General features: G+C 42.3%; 18 protein-coding genes and 1 CRISPR repeat array. All 18 genes read right to left on the minus strand.

Annotation, left to right across the window (positions count from 1 at the left end):
• The first annotated feature begins 51 nt into the window (after positions 1-51).
• A CRISPR array of direct repeats spans positions 52-873; the repeat unit is 29 nt; unit sequence CGGTTCATCCCCGTGGGCACGGGGAACAC.
• An 82-nt stretch (positions 874-955) separates the two neighbouring features.
• A complete protein-coding gene (gene cas2e, locus B2248_RS09810) occupies positions 956-1258 on the minus strand; it encodes a type I-E CRISPR-associated endoribonuclease Cas2e (protein WP_040576246.1) in 303 nt (100 codons plus the stop codon).
• A 3-nt stretch (positions 1259-1261) separates the two neighbouring features.
• Positions 1262-2191 carry a type I-E CRISPR-associated endonuclease Cas1e gene (cas1e, locus tag B2248_RS09815; RefSeq protein ID WP_040576247.1) on the minus strand — a complete coding sequence of 310 codons (930 nt, stop codon included), beginning with the start codon at positions 2189-2191 and terminating at the stop codon, positions 1262-1264.
• On the minus strand, positions 2184-2675 hold the full coding sequence (locus B2248_RS09820; RefSeq protein ID WP_007145599.1) for a KilA-N domain-containing protein: 492 nt from the start codon (positions 2673-2675) through the stop codon (positions 2184-2186). The genes cas1e and B2248_RS09820 overlap by 8 nt, the downstream gene beginning before the upstream one ends.
• 33 nt (positions 2676-2708) lie before the next feature.
• Positions 2709-3485 (minus strand): type I-E CRISPR-associated protein Cas6/Cse3/CasE, encoded by a 777-nt coding sequence (gene cas6e, locus B2248_RS09825; RefSeq protein ID WP_007145600.1) that lies wholly within the window; start codon positions 3483-3485, stop codon positions 2709-2711.
• Positions 3485-4282: a type I-E CRISPR-associated protein Cas5/CasD gene (gene cas5e, locus B2248_RS09830; protein ID WP_273182031.1), complete on the minus strand. Its 798-nt coding sequence runs from the start codon at positions 4280-4282 to the stop codon at positions 3485-3487. The genes cas6e and cas5e overlap by 1 nt, the downstream gene beginning before the upstream one ends.
• Before the next feature lie 10 nt (positions 4283-4292).
• Positions 4293-5354: a type I-E CRISPR-associated protein Cas7/Cse4/CasC gene (gene cas7e, locus B2248_RS09835; protein ID WP_007145602.1), complete on the minus strand. Its 1062-nt coding sequence runs from the start codon at positions 5352-5354 to the stop codon at positions 4293-4295.
• Between the two features lie 20 nt (positions 5355-5374).
• A complete protein-coding gene (gene casB / locus B2248_RS09840) occupies positions 5375-5914 on the minus strand; it encodes a type I-E CRISPR-associated protein Cse2/CasB (protein WP_007145603.1) in 540 nt (179 codons plus the stop codon).
• Positions 5907-7517 (minus strand): type I-E CRISPR-associated protein Cse1/CasA, encoded by a 1611-nt coding sequence (casA, locus tag B2248_RS09845; RefSeq protein WP_007145604.1) that lies wholly within the window; start codon positions 7515-7517, stop codon positions 5907-5909. Before casA ends, casB begins: the two co-directional genes overlap by 8 nt.
• Complete coding sequence (cas3, locus tag B2248_RS09850) at positions 7514-10213, minus strand: CRISPR-associated helicase Cas3' (protein WP_273182034.1); 2700 nt, start codon at positions 10211-10213, stop codon at positions 7514-7516. Before cas3 ends, casA begins: the two co-directional genes overlap by 4 nt.
• A gap of 60 nt (positions 10214-10273) precedes the next feature.
• Entirely contained in the window at positions 10274-11236 is a 963-nt protein-coding gene (locus B2248_RS09855) for a helix-turn-helix transcriptional regulator (protein WP_273182036.1), read from the minus strand.
• A 259-nt stretch (positions 11237-11495) separates the two neighbouring features.
• A complete protein-coding gene (locus tag B2248_RS09860) occupies positions 11496-12305 on the minus strand; it encodes a metallophosphoesterase (RefSeq protein ID WP_273182037.1) in 810 nt (269 codons plus the stop codon).
• An 81-nt stretch (positions 12306-12386) separates the two neighbouring features.
• A complete protein-coding gene (locus tag B2248_RS09865) occupies positions 12387-12860 on the minus strand; it encodes an LAGLIDADG family homing endonuclease (RefSeq protein ID WP_050797525.1) in 474 nt (157 codons plus the stop codon).
• Between the two features lie 395 nt (positions 12861-13255).
• Positions 13256-14077, minus strand: a complete 822-nt coding sequence (locus tag B2248_RS09870) for a hypothetical protein (protein WP_273182040.1) — start codon at positions 14075-14077, stop codon at positions 13256-13258.
• Between the two features lie 69 nt (positions 14078-14146).
• Complete coding sequence (locus B2248_RS09875; RefSeq protein WP_273182044.1) at positions 14147-15142, minus strand: plasmid recombination protein; 996 nt, start codon at positions 15140-15142, stop codon at positions 14147-14149.
• Positions 15143-15215: 73 nt separating this feature from the next.
• On the minus strand, positions 15216-15404 hold the full coding sequence (locus tag B2248_RS14780) for a helix-turn-helix domain-containing protein (RefSeq protein ID WP_414673481.1): 189 nt from the start codon (positions 15402-15404) through the stop codon (positions 15216-15218).
• A gap of 590 nt (positions 15405-15994) precedes the next feature.
• Positions 15995-16342 (minus strand): DUF488 domain-containing protein, encoded by a 348-nt coding sequence (locus B2248_RS09880; protein WP_273182047.1) that lies wholly within the window; start codon positions 16340-16342, stop codon positions 15995-15997.
• Positions 16343-16367: 25 nt separating this feature from the next.
• The gene (locus B2248_RS09885) at positions 16368-16811 is read right to left on the minus strand and encodes a CopD family protein (RefSeq protein ID WP_273182048.1); all 444 of its coding nucleotides are present in this window, start codon (positions 16809-16811) and stop codon (positions 16368-16370) included.
• Positions 16812-16813: 2 nt separating this feature from the next.
• On the minus strand, positions 16814-17251 hold the full coding sequence (locus tag B2248_RS09890) for a SirB2 family protein (protein WP_273182049.1): 438 nt from the start codon (positions 17249-17251) through the stop codon (positions 16814-16816).
• Positions 17252-17256 lie beyond the last annotated feature (5 nt).

Raw genomic sequence — 17256 nt, forward strand, 5'->3', positions numbered from 1 at the left:
CCGTGGGCACGGGGAACACATTGCGACGATTAATTTTCCGTGTTGATCTGGCGGTTCATCCCCGTGGGCACGGGGAACACGTTTACACACATGGACAACACAAGCCAGAAGGCGGTTCATCCCCGTGGGCACGGGGAACACTAACCGCTACCATTTAGGCGTCAATAAATGGACGGTTCATCCCCGTGGGCACGGGGAACACTACTTCACCAAGAAAAGCCATCCACAAAAACTCGGTTCATCCCCGTGGGCACGGGGAACACTCCCAAGCAAATGAGGTAGCCCAGAGTGTGAACGGTTCATCCCCGTGGGCACGGGGAACACCAGCTACTATTGAACAAACCATCAGAGATTTACGGTTCATCCCCGTGGGCACGGGGAACACGGTCTTGGTTAGTTGTCATGGTTAAGCCCTCGCGGTTCATCCCCGTGGGCACGGGGAACACTGAGTATGGCTTATATGATTATCCTATGGGCGCGGTTCATCCCCGTGGGCACGGGGAACACGAACCAGTTGATGTTCCATATGTTGAAATTGACGGTTCATCCCCGTGGGCACGGGGAACACTGCATATAATTTGCCAACTTTAAATCGTCCACCGGTTCATCCCCGTGGGCACGGGGAACACGGTGAGGCTATCTCTATTATCGGTGCTGCCATCGGTTCATCCCCGTGGGCACGGGGAACACTCACTGGCATCTCATGAATATTGCTGGCTCTCCGGTTCATCCCCGTGGGCACGGGGAACACATATGTCCTTGGTAACTATGTATATCCTGACACGGTTCATCCCCGTGGGCACGGGGAACACCCTTTACTCGACTTTATGAGAAAGGTAAGCAGCGGTTCATCCCCGTGGGCACGGGGAACACACTTATTGTACACAATTGATTTACCAAATAAATTTCTACAATTTATTTTCTACCAACTGAAATAGTTTTATTTTCCATTTTGTTAAAGAGCGTCTTTTTCATCCACGGGCAAAAAAGAAACCAGTCTTAAGCCATCCATTTCTATAGGTATTCGTCTATTTTGTCCTAGCGTTTGAAAATCAAACCCTGATTCGGTATTGGTGGCCCATGCCATAACGATATTGCCTTCATCACAAAACACTTCACACTGTTGCCAGATCATTTCTCTAATTCGTCTGGAAACATCACCAACGTAAACCCCAGCTCTGACTTGCAAAAGCCAAACAGCAAGTCGCCCTCGCAGTCTAGGAGGAATGTTTTCAGTGACAACGACTGTCATAGCCATTGTTTACTCACTTCTATGACCTTCATCACCAATATGTTCGGCATTGGGTATCGCTGGAGGTACTGACTCAGGGGCTGGTTCAGGCGGCGAAATTTCACCTGCAGCAAGCACCTCTTCAATAAGCGGAATAATCTTTCTGAGGACTTTCTGTTCTCGGAATAAATCACGACATGCAAGCCTGACCTGTTTATCTGGTTGCGTCGGGTTTTGGGATGCGATTCGAAACGCCAATGGGACCACATTATCGAACTTAAAAATATCAGCGATATCGTAAACAAAGGAAAGTGGCTTACCAGTATGAATAAAGCCTACTGCTGGCGCATAACCTGCGGCTAGCACCGCTGCTTCGGTAATACCGTATAAACAGGCTGTGGCAGCACTCAAACATTGGTTAACCACATCGCCCGCTTCCCAATCTTTTGGATCATAACGACGACCATGCCATTTAACACCGTACTGTTTCGCCAATAGTTTATAAGTATTACGAACTCGTGCACCTTCTATACCCCGTAATTGTTCAATACTCCTGCGTTGCGGCGGGGCTTCACCAAAGCGTAACTCATACATTTTTCGAACGACTTTAAGCCGCAAACTATCATCTAACGCCAGTTTTGCCTGATACAGCAAACGGTCAGAACGCGCGCCACCCGGTTGCCCGGAAGCATATAACCGCACACCTGCCTCTCCGACCCAAACTAATAACGTACCAACCTGAGCTGCTAAACGGACTGCAGCATGTGAAACACGCGTTCCCGGTTCGAGCATGATGCATGCGATCCCGCCAACGGGAATATGCGTACGAACACCGTTTTTATCTATCAAAACAAAGGCGCCATCCTTAATATCAACCTTGCCATATTGAAGAAAAATCATAGAAACCCGATCTTTCATCGGGATCGGCTTCAATGGAAGATAGGAAGATGGGTCAGCCATCGTTACTATCCCCTTGAAGCATCGGGGCATTTTCATTCGACAATAGAATCTGCATCTGCCGGATCGCTACTTCATTCAGTCTGACAAGACGTTCAGACTGCCCCTTTTTCTGCTCGATAATATGGGCATTCAACGACTCCAAACTGGCCAAACACACCAACTGATGCACATTAGCGTGCTCACGCATATTGCCTTTTGTATCTGGATTAGATTCTCGCCATTGTTTGGGAGTTAATGTAACACTATTTAACCCAGCTTCCTTTCTAAACCCGTCGAATTCGACGGGTTTAAAATTTGGGTTGTTCAGTTGCTCCCATATCCCCAAAAATTCGATGGTATTGCGATTCCCTAGCCAATTACGAATGAGGTCATCTGTTCTTTCACTGTTTTTGTATCGAGCGATATCGGTAATACAGACATATTCGATGCCATCTTTGGTGAGAGTGGCAACATTCCACTCCAGAACTGTTAGCTTAGGTTTCATCTATTCGTCCTTGAGTAAAAATTCGCATCCATTTTATACACGACGAATGAGCATCAAGCCGCAGCCAAAGGCTTTAGCCGGACCAAACCCGGTATAAAGTTGCTCAATAAACCTATCGGGATCACTGACAGTTAAAATACCTTCGTAATCCATACTACTAAACCCAGCATGTCGTCCTTTTTCAGGAAGAGCATTCCAGCGGTAACTGCTTGCTTGTAGACTTTTTCCAGAAAGCACAAACCCCATATTTTCACCACGACTTGATAACCAATGTTTTGCCGCATTATCCATTTCGTTTTTTAGCGCCTCATCGAGATACTTCATTCCTTTTGTATCAACAAAATCCTGATGTGTAAGCAAGCGCTTTTTCAGTTCTCCTTTTTTCCCATCAATGGATAAGCCACGACTTTCATTCGCTTTTTTTAACCACTCTGACTGTGCATTCATCACCACATCATGACGAACAGAGTTCTTTTTCCCCTCCAGAGGTTTCGATACCGTTGGGTTGGCTCGTAAGCGAAAAGCCAATTGATCGCCGTCAGACAAACACGGCTGAAACTGCTTTGACTCAATAGTAAATATCAGTGAATCATGCTTTGGTTCAGATTTTGAAAGTACATAGTAAAGCGGAAGATTACGTGGCGCGCTCAATTGCTCTCTCTGGCTTTCTTCACGAAATAAGAAGCGCTCTCCTTGTTCAAATAAATCCCATAACAGACGGTGCATTCCGTAACTACGATCTTTTAGAATCAATCCGAGTTGTGATTTCTGTGCTATCGATGGATTCAAGGCGATTTTGGAAAGATACATCAGGCCTCCTTAGCCAAATTGGCATCATTCATCCAGCAATATTCTTTACGTTGTTGGAATTGCCAGCGTTGACGGGATAACGGCTTATCATGACGCGTTAATTGCTGTACTTGTTGTTTTGAAAAACCACCCTCATCTTTGGCAAAATCACTGATATTTCCTTCCCAGTAATAGCGAGATAAGGAGTCCCGTGGTAACCAACGCGTTTCGCTCATCCATTCTGGAATAGGTTTATCTGGTGAGCTATAAAGCAGTGGTTGAACTGCATAGTTTTCCAGCGCCTGCAAAAAACCATCTGCTTCAATAGTTTTTGGATCTAGCGGCGCCGCCAATGGGCATGATTTACGGCCCAAATAAAGGTGAAACTTGGGCTTACACAAAGCCTGCTGTAGTTCAGTCAGCGCCCACTTAGCCTGTTCATTTGCTCGTATTGCCACCACGGCTTGAGCATCAACGTAATATTCACGTGTGGATAATACGGTCCCCAAACGTTCATGTCCGGTTACGATTTCATCACGTCGAGTTCGATAATGAAATTTACCAACAGAATCTGGCGCTTGCGCCGTATGGTAGTCTTTCAACAACCGTCCAGCACTCAGCACCTTAACAGCTTGCTGATACGTATTCGTCAGATTCATATGTGCATCATCATCTTCTCGCCGAAGACCAAGAGCCGCTCCGAGTAAACCAACAATAGCCGACTTGCTGGGATAATTGCTGCTATGTCGCATTTCACCAACAGCAATCTCCCCCCAACTCGCCATAGCGCCATACAACCTGAAGACCAAATATTCCATAGCGGTCTCCTTACTCGGAAATAAAAGCAAGTAACTCTTTTAAACTCCCTTTGCCTTCTGGGACATTCATCTGGTAACGAGCATCTGCGCAATCACCATAGACGGTATCGAAATTATCACATTGTTTTTTCAAAGCTTTAATCGCTTCGTCACCATAATCTTCAGCATTTTTACTAACAGGTTTCAGATAAGCCACTGATAACGATCGTGGTTGCTGATCGCCCTTTTCAGCCAATACATAGGAAGCGTAAGCCCGACTGGCAAAACTATTTTGTTTTCCTTCCGGTGCAACTTTTACAGCAGCTTCAGTCAATGCAGCAATTGCCTTATTAGCCAATACCTCATTACCATTCAGGTTCTCAACCAATTGTTCTTTGTTGATGCAAATATAGGAATAGAACAGGCCAGCCGCAAACCCCGTTTCACCAATATGGGCGGCGCCAGCATCTTCACTGTGATCGTTTAAATCATCAACAGCGGTGAAATAGTCATCTTCAATCACAACAGGGTGAACAGAAATCGCATGTGCTACTTGGCAAGCAGCATCAACATTAAAGGCAGGTTTAGATGCCAACATTCTGCCAAACAAAGCGATATCCACCGCCATATCATCTTTTCGTAGTAACTCTAGTTCATCTTTAGTGGGTTCACGCTCTTCGGTGATCAAGGTAGCGACTAAGTCATCAATCGCTTGCTGTTCTGACAAACTGATATGAACCAGTTGCTCTATTTCAAGATCTGCATTAGGGTCACTCTTATCAGCTTTTTTCATCTTTCCGAATTGACCAGAAATTTCTTGAGCCCATTGACGTGCTTTCTTCTCTGCAATATCAGCCCCGATTAGCTTTTCATAGATCTTAATGCCCAATATTTTTGAACGCGTACCCAAGTGTCCGTCTAAGGCAGACTGAAACAGCTCAGATGTTCGCCAGTTGCGTTTCAGACTTTGTGACGACACCCGTAAGCGATCTGTGCCACCCATCTTTGCCGTTTTTGGACGGCCCATATCATCACGGTTCAGATTGGCAGGTGGGTAAGAAGTTAACAAATGTAATTGAAGAAAACGGCTCATTATCGTGCTCCTTGATACAGTTAATCTTTATAGACTGAGTAATATTCGCTGGCCCATTTCACTGCCAGGCGTTGTTGAGGTTTACTAGCTGGTGCGGTACGGAATTCATGTAACCAATGCAGAATCGAATCTGCCAGGTCGGCAATATTGGCCTTGCCATTTAATAACGCAACAGCACGACAAACCCGACGAAAAAAATCTTCTGGGGTGCGGCTTTTTTGCAACTGCTGAAAACGCAGTTCTGACATAACAGCTTTTGAACCGTCCTCTTTAGGGGATGCCAGTGCTTTTGCAAAGGACTTGCTGTCATCTAGATTTTTTACCCGCGAGAGGACAGCAGCCACCATGGCTGCATCTGTTATGGGCAAGACCGCTTCGCCAGCAGTCCAACGTGAGGGCATTTGCTGTAAAAAATGGGCAAAAGCAGGCGTTAGTAAAATATCATCGGGGTTTTCAGCCCTCCGCAAAGACGCTCGATCTCCACGATTTTCATCCAACCACGACCACCAGCTTTTTAATTTTTCTGCATCTGCTTCACTAATATAACGCCTGTTAGCCATTGGCCACCTCCTTATCCTTCATCACGGCTGACTGATCTAATGATTTCAAAGACTTTATTGAGTAGAGTTTTTTATTCAAATCTGTACGGGCCCGAGTAATCCGTTTCATATCCATATCTTCTGTATCGCCTTCCATAACCCAGTAGTCAAAAACCTCAAATGCCGCGTTCCTTATCTTATTAACCCACTGCTTTGCCACATCCGGCGGCATAAAACGGGTATGAGCTGGTTGAGCAGACAACACATAAAGTTGCTTGTAAAAGTCCGCCTCTGTTGCCTGCCAAAAATCATAATCAATCATTGAGGTATCGCCTTTGGCGTCTTTAGGCCGGGAAAACCAGGCTTGTTTTATCTGACCACGCAATGTAGAAACCACCTCCTTGGCGCTCTGAACCATACTCTGTACAAAGCCTACAAATTCCTCACGATAGTCTTTATCAACATAAATAAGTGGCATCTTCTGCTCATACCAACAACGTGCTTTCATGTTGTCCATGTCGTAGCCAAAGCACCACAGACGAGCCACATCTATAACGTCTTTTCCTTGATATTGAAGCAGCTCAATTTTTTCTTCGTTAAAGGAACGTATCACTCTTGCCGCCCTGTCACCATTACTGTCATCCTGCCAGACAAAACCTAACCAGTGGCGATACCCCAAGCCACCTTGCTGACCTTTCAGGCTTAAAGGTGGTTCTTTGTTTTCTGGATCAATGCGATAAGGTGTAAGCGGATGCACCCAGGGTCCTTCATAGTTAATGCCATAGTTTTTCGTTTCGAAATGACTAAGCAAATGTTCGTTTTTTTCGCCACATATATCGCAACATCCTGTCTGTAAGTTATCGAAATCAAAACGAATACGACGAGGCATTCCCCAGTACATTTGCAAAGGGTTAACGTCCTCTGGTGTTGTATTAACACCAGTTTTATCAGAAATTCGGGTAGGTGCCAGCCAAGGGAATATCAACGAATTCAATCCATTCGAAGCCGAAGAAAAGTCCTCTTGTGGCAGGATGTTAAGCCACAGCTTTTGCCAAAGAGTAGCGTGGTCTGATTGAGGCATCACCAAGGTAGTCATCGGCCCACCACCCCTTAACCCCACACGATGCCCAACACCACCGGAGGGGGCATTTGTTTGCAAGGTAAATAACGCAATGGCAGCACAAGATTCGCAGATTTTTTCAACTTGCCCACCTTTTACAAAATGATCGAGATTGTCTTTTAATGTCTTTCCTCCTGGAGCTTCGATCAATAACGAGGCAACACCTTTTAGCTCTCCACCCAACGAATCAAAATCTTGTAAGAATCTAGGACCTGATTTTTTACTGAACTCAAAAGCACCCGAAAACCTTCCAAATTTTTCCTTTACTTCATCTTCACTCGAAGGGCTTACCGAATACTGAAACCATTCATCTTCATCAATAGGGGGGAGAATTGTTTGCAACAAGCCGATTAAGAGCTGGTACATCGCGCCATAAAAATCAGCTCGTGGAGCGACAATATCAATAACCGGATTATCGATTTCAACTATTTGCCACGGTGCAATTTTTTCTTTTGTGCCATCCTGTCGAACAACAGGTATCCATGCATCTTCAATCAAGTTCATAACGCCTCCTTCCCAAAATTCCAACCATCTTTTTCATCATAAACAGACTGCAATTCAGCTACCAATGGCCAGATTTCTAGCCACTTTAGCGCCGACACCTGCTCTTTAAGCGTATCTATCCTTTGCTTCCATTCAGGGGAAATCAGCTTTTCAGCCTTTTTCCACTCAGCTTTAGGTATTTTGATTTGGCTCAGCGCCCAGAGATAAGCACCGCTATCTGCATAGGGTTGTAACTTGCCCTCCACTTCTTTTACCAACACAACATCCACTGTCTCTGCACCTAAGCGAGTGGGTATATGAATATCCTCATCCCAGCCACTGTTGTGAGCTGCACTTTTGTAGCTATAGCCACGCTCCATACAAAGCAGGTTAAATTCCCCCATACTTCGCTGAACTTTCTGTTCAGCGAAAGCTTCCATTGAGGCGTGCTCTAGATATTCAGGAATATCAACAGCATCTATCCCATATACTGACTCGATCAAATCTCTGGCATCAGTTGGCATGGTAAAACTACCTCGTTTTTGCAACTGCAAAATACTCCGCCACAACTTACCAATATCTGGGTAAACATATGCCGTTCCTGGAAGGGTCTGCGTGAGCCATTGTGAATTTTCCACCAACTCGGGATCGGGTGATAACACATACAAACAAGGTGTAGCACGTTGTTCAGAGCCACTGATTACATTGCCAGTGCTATCACGAGTGTGCCTTTGTAAACGACCCGCACGCTGTATAATCAAATCAATGGGAGCCAAATCGGTAATCATGACATCAAAATCCAAATCAAGACTTTGCTCAACCACCTGAGTTGCGATTAACACTTGGCCGTCCCGTTCTACTTGAGCTGACTCTTTCCCAAACCGTGCTAACACATCCCGTTCAATAGCTTGCCGATCAATCATGGCATAACGACTGTGGAATAGTGTCAGCTTATCCTTGGCAAGCCATTCTTCATCCGTTAATCTCTGGTAGCTTTCACGGGCATCTTTGACTGTATTTCTTATCCAACAGACACATTGTCCCTGCTCCACTGCAGTTTTGATTTTCTCCATTACCTCATTTTCATCAGGTAGTCTGCTCATCTTTACTGTTCGGCAAACAGACTGGCGTGTTTCAACGGCTTCTTCTTTGATAACTCCTTGCCTAACTTGTGTAACTAAAGGATAGGCATCTTTTTCTTGAATAACCGGAAGCCTCTGTTCATTGATATTCCAGCCTCCACCCAACTGAAAGGCTTGAACAAAACGCTGGCGAGATGAAAATGGCAATGTTGCAGATAATAAAATAGTGCATCCACCCTGAGCAGCATGAGCTTGAATCAAAGATTCCAATAATCGCTGCATGTATGGATCAAAAGCATGAACTTCATCAACCAGTAATACTTTATCGGCCAATCCCAATAATCGCAGAGATTGATGTCGAGCCGGCAAAACACCTAATAATGCTTGATCAATTGTGCCAACTCCAACATCTGACAGCAGTGCTTTCTTACGACTGTCCGCCAGCCACTGATTACAATATGCACTGGCAGATACATCGTCGTGGTCGTACTGCTTATCTGTCAGTTGTTCACTCAAGTTGATGCTCTGCTGAAATGCTTCCGACTGCTTGCTGGCCCCATGAGCCAAGACGATTGAAGGTAACACTTCGTCACCATACAATGACTGGTAGCTTTTTGATAAACGTTCATACATAGCATTGGCAGTTGCCATAGTCGGCAAGCCAACATAAAGCCCTTTTGCTACCCTCTGAGCCATCAACCGATGCACAAGAACCATTGCGGCTTCTGTTTTCCCCGCACCAGTCACATCTTCTAAAATAAACAGCTGCGGTTCCGCTTCTAATGCAACTGTCTGCGCATAGTTCTGTAGCGGTGTCGGCGAAGTAATAAAATCAAATTGATCGGTTATTGAATTAAAGGGACGAATGCTTTTGGGTAAAAAGGCAGCCGATGCCAATGCCTGTTCAGCAGATGGAAGAGCCACCGATTGCCAGTATGTTGTTAGTGAGGTTTCCGTATCGCTATAGAGAAAATGTTGTTGATCCGAGCCTAACCAGTCAGCTAAAACAGCAACCCCAGCCAACTGCCACGAAGCGAGTTTAAAGCTACTTTTATCTATGGCTTCAAGAGGTTCTAGATCAGGCATCCATTCGTTGATAACTGCTCGAACAAACGCTTCTGCTGCTATTTCATCCTCTTCCAGACTATGGCTGCGTACAGCCTTTTTGGCCTTGCTAGTTTCCAGTGGTTGCCCATGATGCCCAAAAACAATCTCAAGCCAAGGCCTCAGCAAAGAAAGCTCATGTTTAGAAATCAGATCTTCAAGCTGTTTTTCAAGTACTTTTATCCACAAACCAATCCCCAATGCATCATGACGCACCAGATAATCACAGCGTGAGTCAGGCTCTACCAATTTGGGTGACATATGAGGAACCAAACCTTGAAATCCTCTCAAAAATTTCCCGAGGTCATGAAGCATTAAACAGAATACAAAAAATTGCTGTAGCCATTCTGGCGATAGAGACAACCGTGAAGCCAAGCGTTGGCAGAGTTCTTTATCGGGCTCTAACAGCCAAAATCCCACCGCCGCTACATCCAGACAATGATAAGGCAACAAGTGGTAGGCTGGGCCTGATTGTTCAGGATCTTTTTTGGCTTTGCCCCAATAACGAAAATAAGCAGGTATGTCAGTCACAATTATATTTCCAATTTTGATATTGCCATCTTCTCAGGCTTAAGTCCTAAATCCTGAGACTTACACATATTTTTTTAATGTTATTTCCAGTTCATGTTTTATTTCATGTCGAAGTGTTTCGGGCGTAAGCACTTCAATATCACTGCCAAAATGCAGTATGTCTCGCACCAGTTCACGGGTATCACTATATGGGATTGACAACAGGTACTCTCCGGCATCAGTCCACTCACTGAGTTGATTAGGATGCCAGCTTTCACGGCTGACGCGTCTGGAAATTTTTGCAGAAAATTTTAGTTGAGCTATACCCTGCACTTGTCCGGAAAAAATGCCATAACCAGGCATAACATGGGCATCGAGCTGTTTGGCCTCAATACTTACCGCAGTAAGTTCAAGCTGATTAGCCTGATGAATGGCATCTAGCAGAAAGGTACGTAATGCCTGTTTTTGATGACACCATGCATCGAGGTACCAGTTATCGCGGTAATAAATCAGACGTTGTGGGCTGATAATACGTTTGTTGGTGGCACCTGTTCGCCAGTGCCAATAGTCAATTTCAAGTTGTTGCCGGGTAAGCAGTGCATGTGCCACATTGGCAAAATGCTCGGGTTCACAAAGTCGTTGCCATTGGCTGGCAACCTTAATCCGGTTTTGCCAGTCTTGCTGGGTGATATTCTGCTTTTGTAGCAGTTGTTTGAGCCGCTCTGAAATCGGCTGCAATAGTTGTTTGATAACTTCAGGCTGAAGCGTTTCGTTTAACTGTTCCAATATGGCGAGAGAAACAATCTCCTTTCCGCTAAACCAAAGTCCAGGTAATTCATATGTTTCATCCTCTTGCAGATCATAGAAATACCCCAAACCTCTTTGATTCTTTATCGGTGCCCCTAATACATCACACATGAAGTTACGCGCAATATGAAAGGTATTTTTGCTGATGTCTAAATGATCGAGAATGTCATCTAACGGCGCCGGATAACGTCGGCAGGAGAAAAACTTATGTAATGCAAAGACTCTCTCTATGTCCATGAGGTCTCCCAAAATTCACTTAATATGATAAGTGAATTAATAAATTTAAATTCATACTTCCTAGAAGGAAATTACTTATTAACTAACTGATTAGTTATTCTCTGCATTCTGTCGTTAAGAATATCTGAAAAATATTATGACAATAAACCTAATCACTGCAGAAAATAACAAACATATCTCGATCTTCTTTAAACCAATTCTTATGATTTTTCTTGATTAAATATTCCAGATACATTGTCAAATATTACGACTTCAAACTCTATATATGAATTAAGACCGGTTTATAATTATCCTTATATTTTTCATTAACATTTGGATACCCACGCGCGTGTCTTTGAATCAACGTTTGATTTACTTTAAAGGAATTATTGCCATGAACATGCCCATAAAGCCAAGCGGCAGGTGAATACTGGTTTATCAGTCCATCAAGATTGCTGGCATAACAGGCAGCGAGTATTTCATCCCTTAACTTCTCGGATAAACAATCAGCCATCGGTGCGTGATGCGTTACCACAACTTTTTTCTTAGCAGGTTCTTTGTTGAGTTCACCAGTGATAAAGGCCCTTGCTTCTTGATGCCAGCCGACCACGTCTTCAACATTGATGTTGGTTAATTCATCCTGCTCAAGTCTTTTGATATGGTTAAAGTCATTTAACCTGACTGAGGCATAGTCTCTGGCCATCTTGTTTCTAACGGGTGAATCGAACAACTGATAATCAGACCAGAGCGTTGAACCTATAAAGCGTACCTCGCCAATATCTACCGTTGCATTATTGAGCAAGGTCACCTGAGTCCCATGGATAATCTTTCTTACCTTATCCACCACAGGTTCTTTATCATCGTATTGATCGTAATACTCATGATTACCTAAGATATAGATAACTGGTATACCCAATAACTCAGATTGCCTGACAGCATACTCCGCCCCATAGCCCTGACAATCAATATCACCCGCCAAGACGAGGACTTCAAAACCCTTTTCGTTTGAGATGTTAGGGACCTCACCTCGTTGATAACGAATAAACTCATTGTGAATATCACTGATAAGCCCTATCTTCATATTCTTCATATCCCTCTGGTTCATATTGAACCACTATGCTTCTAACCTATCCTCAGGCATAGTAGTTCCGACAAAATCACTTCAATGACGTTACTTCATTCTTTGCAGTTTTCGATACCACCATTCACGAATATCCCAAATCTCTGTAGGCAAAGGTTTACGCCCTGTTCGCATTTCTAACTTGCCCAATTTCCAGAAATCTAAAATTGCTCTAGCCTCAGGTCGTTTTCGAACTAAATATGGTTCAATTAATTTAATTGCCTTATAGGCATGTGAAGAGTTGTAATTAAGTGTGTAACACTGACGATTTGTCTCAATGCTACGTTTAATTTTGTGAATATTTGCATGAATACCTAAGGTATCTCTTATGTGTTCAAGTACTTCCAGATTGTTTTGTACAATATGTAATCTAACAGTATGGGTGTACTTTATTTCACCTGTACTCGCCAGTTTGTACTTCTGTTTCATTATATGCAGACAGCCTTCACCATCAATAAACCCTGCTGTCCAAGCCAAATCAATATCTCGATACTCCATCAGCATACTACTTTGTACTCCACTCATAATCCCTCCAATATAAAGTTTACAATGTAAACTATAATAGACAAAAATAAAGACCGTTAGTTGGCCTTTTAATTTTTTATTTATAGTATACATTGTATACTTTTTTGTCAATTACTTTATATTGAATGTGATGCTTTATAAAAAATAACTCAAGTAAACCCTCAGGGATAGTTCTGTGTGTCGTCTTCTCTGGCTCTCTTTCCCAACTTATCCATGTTTGTCGCTCAACACGAACACTATCAGCAGCTGCTTGCTGTGTGAGTGATAGAGATTTTCTTATTTTCTTTAGCTCTGATGGAGAGATTGGCATTTATATCTTGTTACTTTTAAATAATCCTGCCTGAGATTATACAGTTAATGTAGCTAACCGGATGACCATAAGTATGCAATAAGACTCAACCCGATATTCCAATACACTCGCTTTCTATATAACGTTCTATGTCAGCTGTTGGGATTGCTAGTGTTTTACTCAATCTTTGTTTTATTAATTCACAACGCGTAATGACTTCGGCTTTCTCACGTCGTAAAGTTGATGCTTCCTGTGATTTTTCATGAAATTTTTTTACGACTATTTCATACTCTAACCTAAGTGTACGAATCACTTCAGCGAGCCAATAATCTGCGATGGGATATGACTTAATAGGTAAAGTTTTGCTTAAATCTTTAACTTGAGAAGTGGCGTTATTTTGCACTTTTGTGTAGCCGATCAACTCACTGCTAAGCTCAATATTTTTCTTTTGTAACAGTAATAGGTGCTCTTTTAATTTCTTGTTCTCCTCCATCAGAGACTGTTTGGTTTTCGATAACGATATACTTTTTTCTTGCTCCAACTTTTCAACATACTCTTGATAGTCAACATATGATGATGGAAAGTTAATAGATTTATTGGAAACTCTCAATAGCTCAGAGACTTCTAATCCATAATCTTTGATATATGAATATTCCTTAGATAACTGGTAGGCCTTTTTCCAATTTTTCCATGTCGCGTACTTCCACTTCAATTCAGTTTTTAGATAATCTTTCCATGATGTACACCCCTTTTCACCAATAATGCTCGCTTCAATATGATGCTTATTGGGACGGCCACGCTGCATAAGAAATGGAAGCTCCTTTTCAACAGTCTGCATAAAACAGATCCATCCACCTCTCGCTTCCGCCCCTAAAAGTTGTTGAAGCCGTTGGGAGATATCTTTATGACTTTCTATACTTTGACTCATGATTTTTCTCACGTCGTTTATTAAGAAAAAGTAGTTATCTGTCTTATATAAACCATTTAACTATTTAATTTACCGTGGACCATAATCCTCTTCATATTCATGAAGACGTTTTTTATAGTTCTCATTCTCAGAAATAAGCTCTTGATTTTTAATTAAGATGTCAAAAATCATCTCTCTTTGATTAATTAGGTCTTCATATTCAGTTTCGGCTAATTGAGTCTTTTCTTGTAATTCTTGTATGATCACATCATTGGTTTCTTTAAACTGCTTATACTCACTTTCTACTTCAAACCTTTTTTCATCATAAAACTGCTTTATCCGTTCAGCCTCATCTTGAAGTTTTTTCTTTTTCTTTATCATTTCGTTTTCAATCCATTCAGCTAATTCAGATGCTTTTGCTTGTTTAGCAATTTGATATAGTTCAGATTGAATTCGCTTTCTCATTGGACCTATTCGTTCAAGACCATACTTGTGAGATACTGACTGATAAAAATCATCTTGAAATGCCCGCATTGCATTTTTATATGCCACGCTTGATTTGATACTGCTTGCCTCTGATTTATTCAGCTTTTTTGCAATATGACCAGGATGGAGCTTTCTTGCATTGTTTGAAACCGTATACACATGTATGTGTAAGTATTGCTCATCAGTATGTAGTACAGCAGATTGAACGCTTCCAAACTTCTCTCTGTGGAATTCGATACAATCCATGAAAAAAGGTCTTATTTCGTCCAAATCACACATTTGACTTTGAGAGGGATAGCTGTATACCGCAGCTAAAAGAACATGAGCGTCTTTTCTAACAGCTCTTTTCTTTGCCTTACCACCAAGTACAACCTCTGTCGCTTCATTTTCTAAAAGTAGGTTTAAATTTTCAGCCAGCTCTTGCGTCGTTATACCATCGAGTAACTCAGGTGGTGATGGTGACATAACATGCCTGCTGTGTTCGTATACACGACTCGCTTCAGCCAAGATGTCATAACAGGTTTTGACAGAACTACTTTTTGAAAGTGTGGATGCGGTTCTGGCATACGTTTCTATGTGTGAAAATTGAAATCTTGCCATCAGAGACACCTCCAATACGCAAAAAACAATCTAAACCTATAGAACCGACTATTAGTTAATGCATGGACTAACATTATGCCACCCGTCCTTTAGCTATGAATTCCTTTATATCTTCTAGTGCATACCTAACAGATTTACCGATTTTTGTTGGTACGGGTCCTTCCCCTCTACAGCGCCAATTAGCTAATGTTCCAACTGAAATATTGAGAAGTTTGGCTGCATCCTGCGCCGTGATGAGTTTAATGAAGTCCTCCATAAGCATGTCCTTTATTTACAGTATATTACTGGGGACAGTATACCTAGGGGCGCAGAATACGTTAACACCTAACCCATTGATTATAAATATATAATAGAATATATACTCTATTATATATTTTGGTGTCTGATGAAAATTGATAACGCCGTCTAATTTAAGCATTATCAAGGAATGACATGAGTTTTAGTTACAAAACTCAAGTAATACAAGAAAAGAAAAACCTGACAAGGAAAATTAAACTACAAAAATTTTTATTGCGAAATTGATAATTATTTCACAAATATTTTGTAATCATATTCCGAAAGTCTTAGTTATATAGCCATTACTTAATGAGTATTCAAAAAATTTGGTTTTTAGATAACCTGTTTTGGCTGTTTTTCTGAATCGTAAATCATCAATACATTAAACAAATAAATATCTTCATAATTATTCTCTTCATTAGTGCTTTCACATAAAAGTCTAATCTGAATGGATACTTTATTTATAGAGAAATGAACACTTTCATACGAACAGTATATAACTAATAAAACCTTAGTATGTGAATGTCACAGACGAATTATTAAATATTTTTTTACTTTATAACGTCTATTTTAATTTTAACCCAGCTTTTCCAGATACTCTTTTAGTATATAGGCGTGGCTGTGTTGTTTGTCTTTTGCTGCATAGAGCAGAACAACATTTTTTTGGGTGACTTCGGCTAGGTAGTCTTTTGCGGTTTGTTTATGTTCACTCAGTTCGCTGAGGTATTTTTTACGAAAGCTGTTCCATTTGTCAGGGTCATGATCAAACCATTTACGTAGCTCATCACTGGGGGTGAGTTCTTTCCAGTGAGCGTCCAGATCGGCGTCTTCTTTTGATACTCCACGTGGCCATAATCGATCCACCAGCACTCGGTAACCTGCAGGTGCATCACTTTCATAAATGCGATGTAGCTTAATGTTCATGTATGCCTCCTTTTATTGCATGTGATTAATAAAGCCAACCTGTCCTGAATGACACGCCAACAACGACGAACAAGATGGAAAGAATGGTGACGGGAATGATGTGCCAGACCATCACTTTGAGTGTGTCTGGAGAGAGGTGAGGAATCACACGAAATCGCGCGTGCACAGCAAAGCTGAGTGTTAAAAGCAGCAGACACAATTTTGCCATGATGGTATGTGATACCGGATTTGTGGGGTTAAACCATTGTGTGATGTCTGGCAGCATATGATAAGCCAAATACAAACCCGTTAAGATTTGAATAATCAGGGCGGGCATGCCTATCTTTTCATAAACTGACTCAAAACTAAGCAGCTCTTCAGGCGAACGATGCTTTAATACCTTAGGCAAGATCACCACCGATAAGACGATATGCCCTCCCGTCCATTTGGTGGCTGCGAGTATGTGAAGCAGTAATAATGTCCCGTACATAACTATCCTCTAAATGCATCTATAAAATGGCTTTCAACGAGCAAGCTGAATATGCCCCCGCTTTGATGCGTTTTCGCTACGCTGAAAATAAACAACCACATCATCAAAGCCAGCCCCCAAACTGTGGCATATTGCTGCTGGTTTCGAGTGTTGTAGAGCATGATGTGTGAGAGAAAGAGATAAACGATTAGCAGCAGAAACTTCACCGTAAGCCAAGCATCGATAAAAGGAAATTGCTGCACGATATTGGTCAGCATTAACGCTGCGGTGATTAACACCGTATCAACGCCGTAACGAAGATAACGAAGATAACGAACGGACGTTGAAAGCAGACTACCAGGTTGACTCAGGTGAATGATCCCATGGATGAAGAGCAAGCCGCCACTGGCAAAGGCCATCAGCCAGTGTACTTGTCTGACTTCATCATAGAACTCAATCACCGTCA

The sequence above is a fragment of the Methylophaga sp. UBA2012 genome, assembly GCF_002335235.1.
Classification (GTDB): Bacteria; Pseudomonadota; Gammaproteobacteria; order Nitrosococcales; family Methylophagaceae; genus Methylophaga; species Methylophaga thalassica.

What these genes read in the sequence shown, in the direction of transcription:
- cas2e (WP_040576246.1), bottom strand. Translation starts at nt 1,258, where the DNA reads ATGGCTATGACAGTCGTTGTCACTGAAAACATTCCTCCTAGACTGCGA.
- cas1e (WP_040576247.1), bottom strand. Translation starts at nt 2,191, where the DNA reads ATGGCTGACCCATCTTCCTATCTTCCATTGAAGCCGATCCCGATGAAA.
- B2248_RS09820 (WP_007145599.1), bottom strand. Translation starts at nt 2,675, where the DNA reads ATGAAACCTAAGCTAACAGTTCTGGAGTGGAATGTTGCCACTCTCACC.
- cas6e (WP_007145600.1), bottom strand. Translation starts at nt 3,485, where the DNA reads ATGTATCTTTCCAAAATCGCCTTGAATCCATCGATAGCACAGAAATCA.
- cas5e (WP_273182031.1), bottom strand. Translation starts at nt 4,282, where the DNA reads ATGGAATATTTGGTCTTCAGGTTGTATGGCGCTATGGCGAGTTGGGGG.
- cas7e (WP_007145602.1), bottom strand. Translation starts at nt 5,354, where the DNA reads ATGAGCCGTTTTCTTCAATTACATTTGTTAACTTCTTACCCACCTGCC.
- casB (WP_007145603.1), bottom strand. Translation starts at nt 5,914, where the DNA reads ATGGCTAACAGGCGTTATATTAGTGAAGCAGATGCAGAAAAATTAAAA.
- casA (WP_007145604.1), bottom strand. Translation starts at nt 7,517, where the DNA reads ATGAACTTGATTGAAGATGCATGGATACCTGTTGTTCGACAGGATGGC.
- B2248_RS09855 (WP_273182036.1), bottom strand. Translation starts at nt 11,236, where the DNA reads ATGGACATAGAGAGAGTCTTTGCATTACATAAGTTTTTCTCCTGCCGA.
- B2248_RS09860 (WP_273182037.1), bottom strand. Translation starts at nt 12,305, where the DNA reads ATGAAGAATATGAAGATAGGGCTTATCAGTGATATTCACAATGAGTTT.
- B2248_RS09865 (WP_050797525.1), bottom strand. Translation starts at nt 12,860, where the DNA reads ATGAGTGGAGTACAAAGTAGTATGCTGATGGAGTATCGAGATATTGAT.
- B2248_RS09870 (WP_273182040.1), bottom strand. Translation starts at nt 14,077, where the DNA reads ATGAGTCAAAGTATAGAAAGTCATAAAGATATCTCCCAACGGCTTCAA.
- B2248_RS09875 (WP_273182044.1), bottom strand. Translation starts at nt 15,142, where the DNA reads ATGGCAAGATTTCAATTTTCACACATAGAAACGTATGCCAGAACCGCA.
- B2248_RS14780 (WP_414673481.1), bottom strand. Translation starts at nt 15,404, where the DNA reads ATGCTTATGGAGGACTTCATTAAACTCATCACGGCGCAGGATGCAGCC.
- B2248_RS09880 (WP_273182047.1), bottom strand. Translation starts at nt 16,342, where the DNA reads ATGAACATTAAGCTACATCGCATTTATGAAAGTGATGCACCTGCAGGT.
- B2248_RS09885 (WP_273182048.1), bottom strand. Translation starts at nt 16,811, where the DNA reads ATGTACGGGACATTATTACTGCTTCACATACTCGCAGCCACCAAATGG.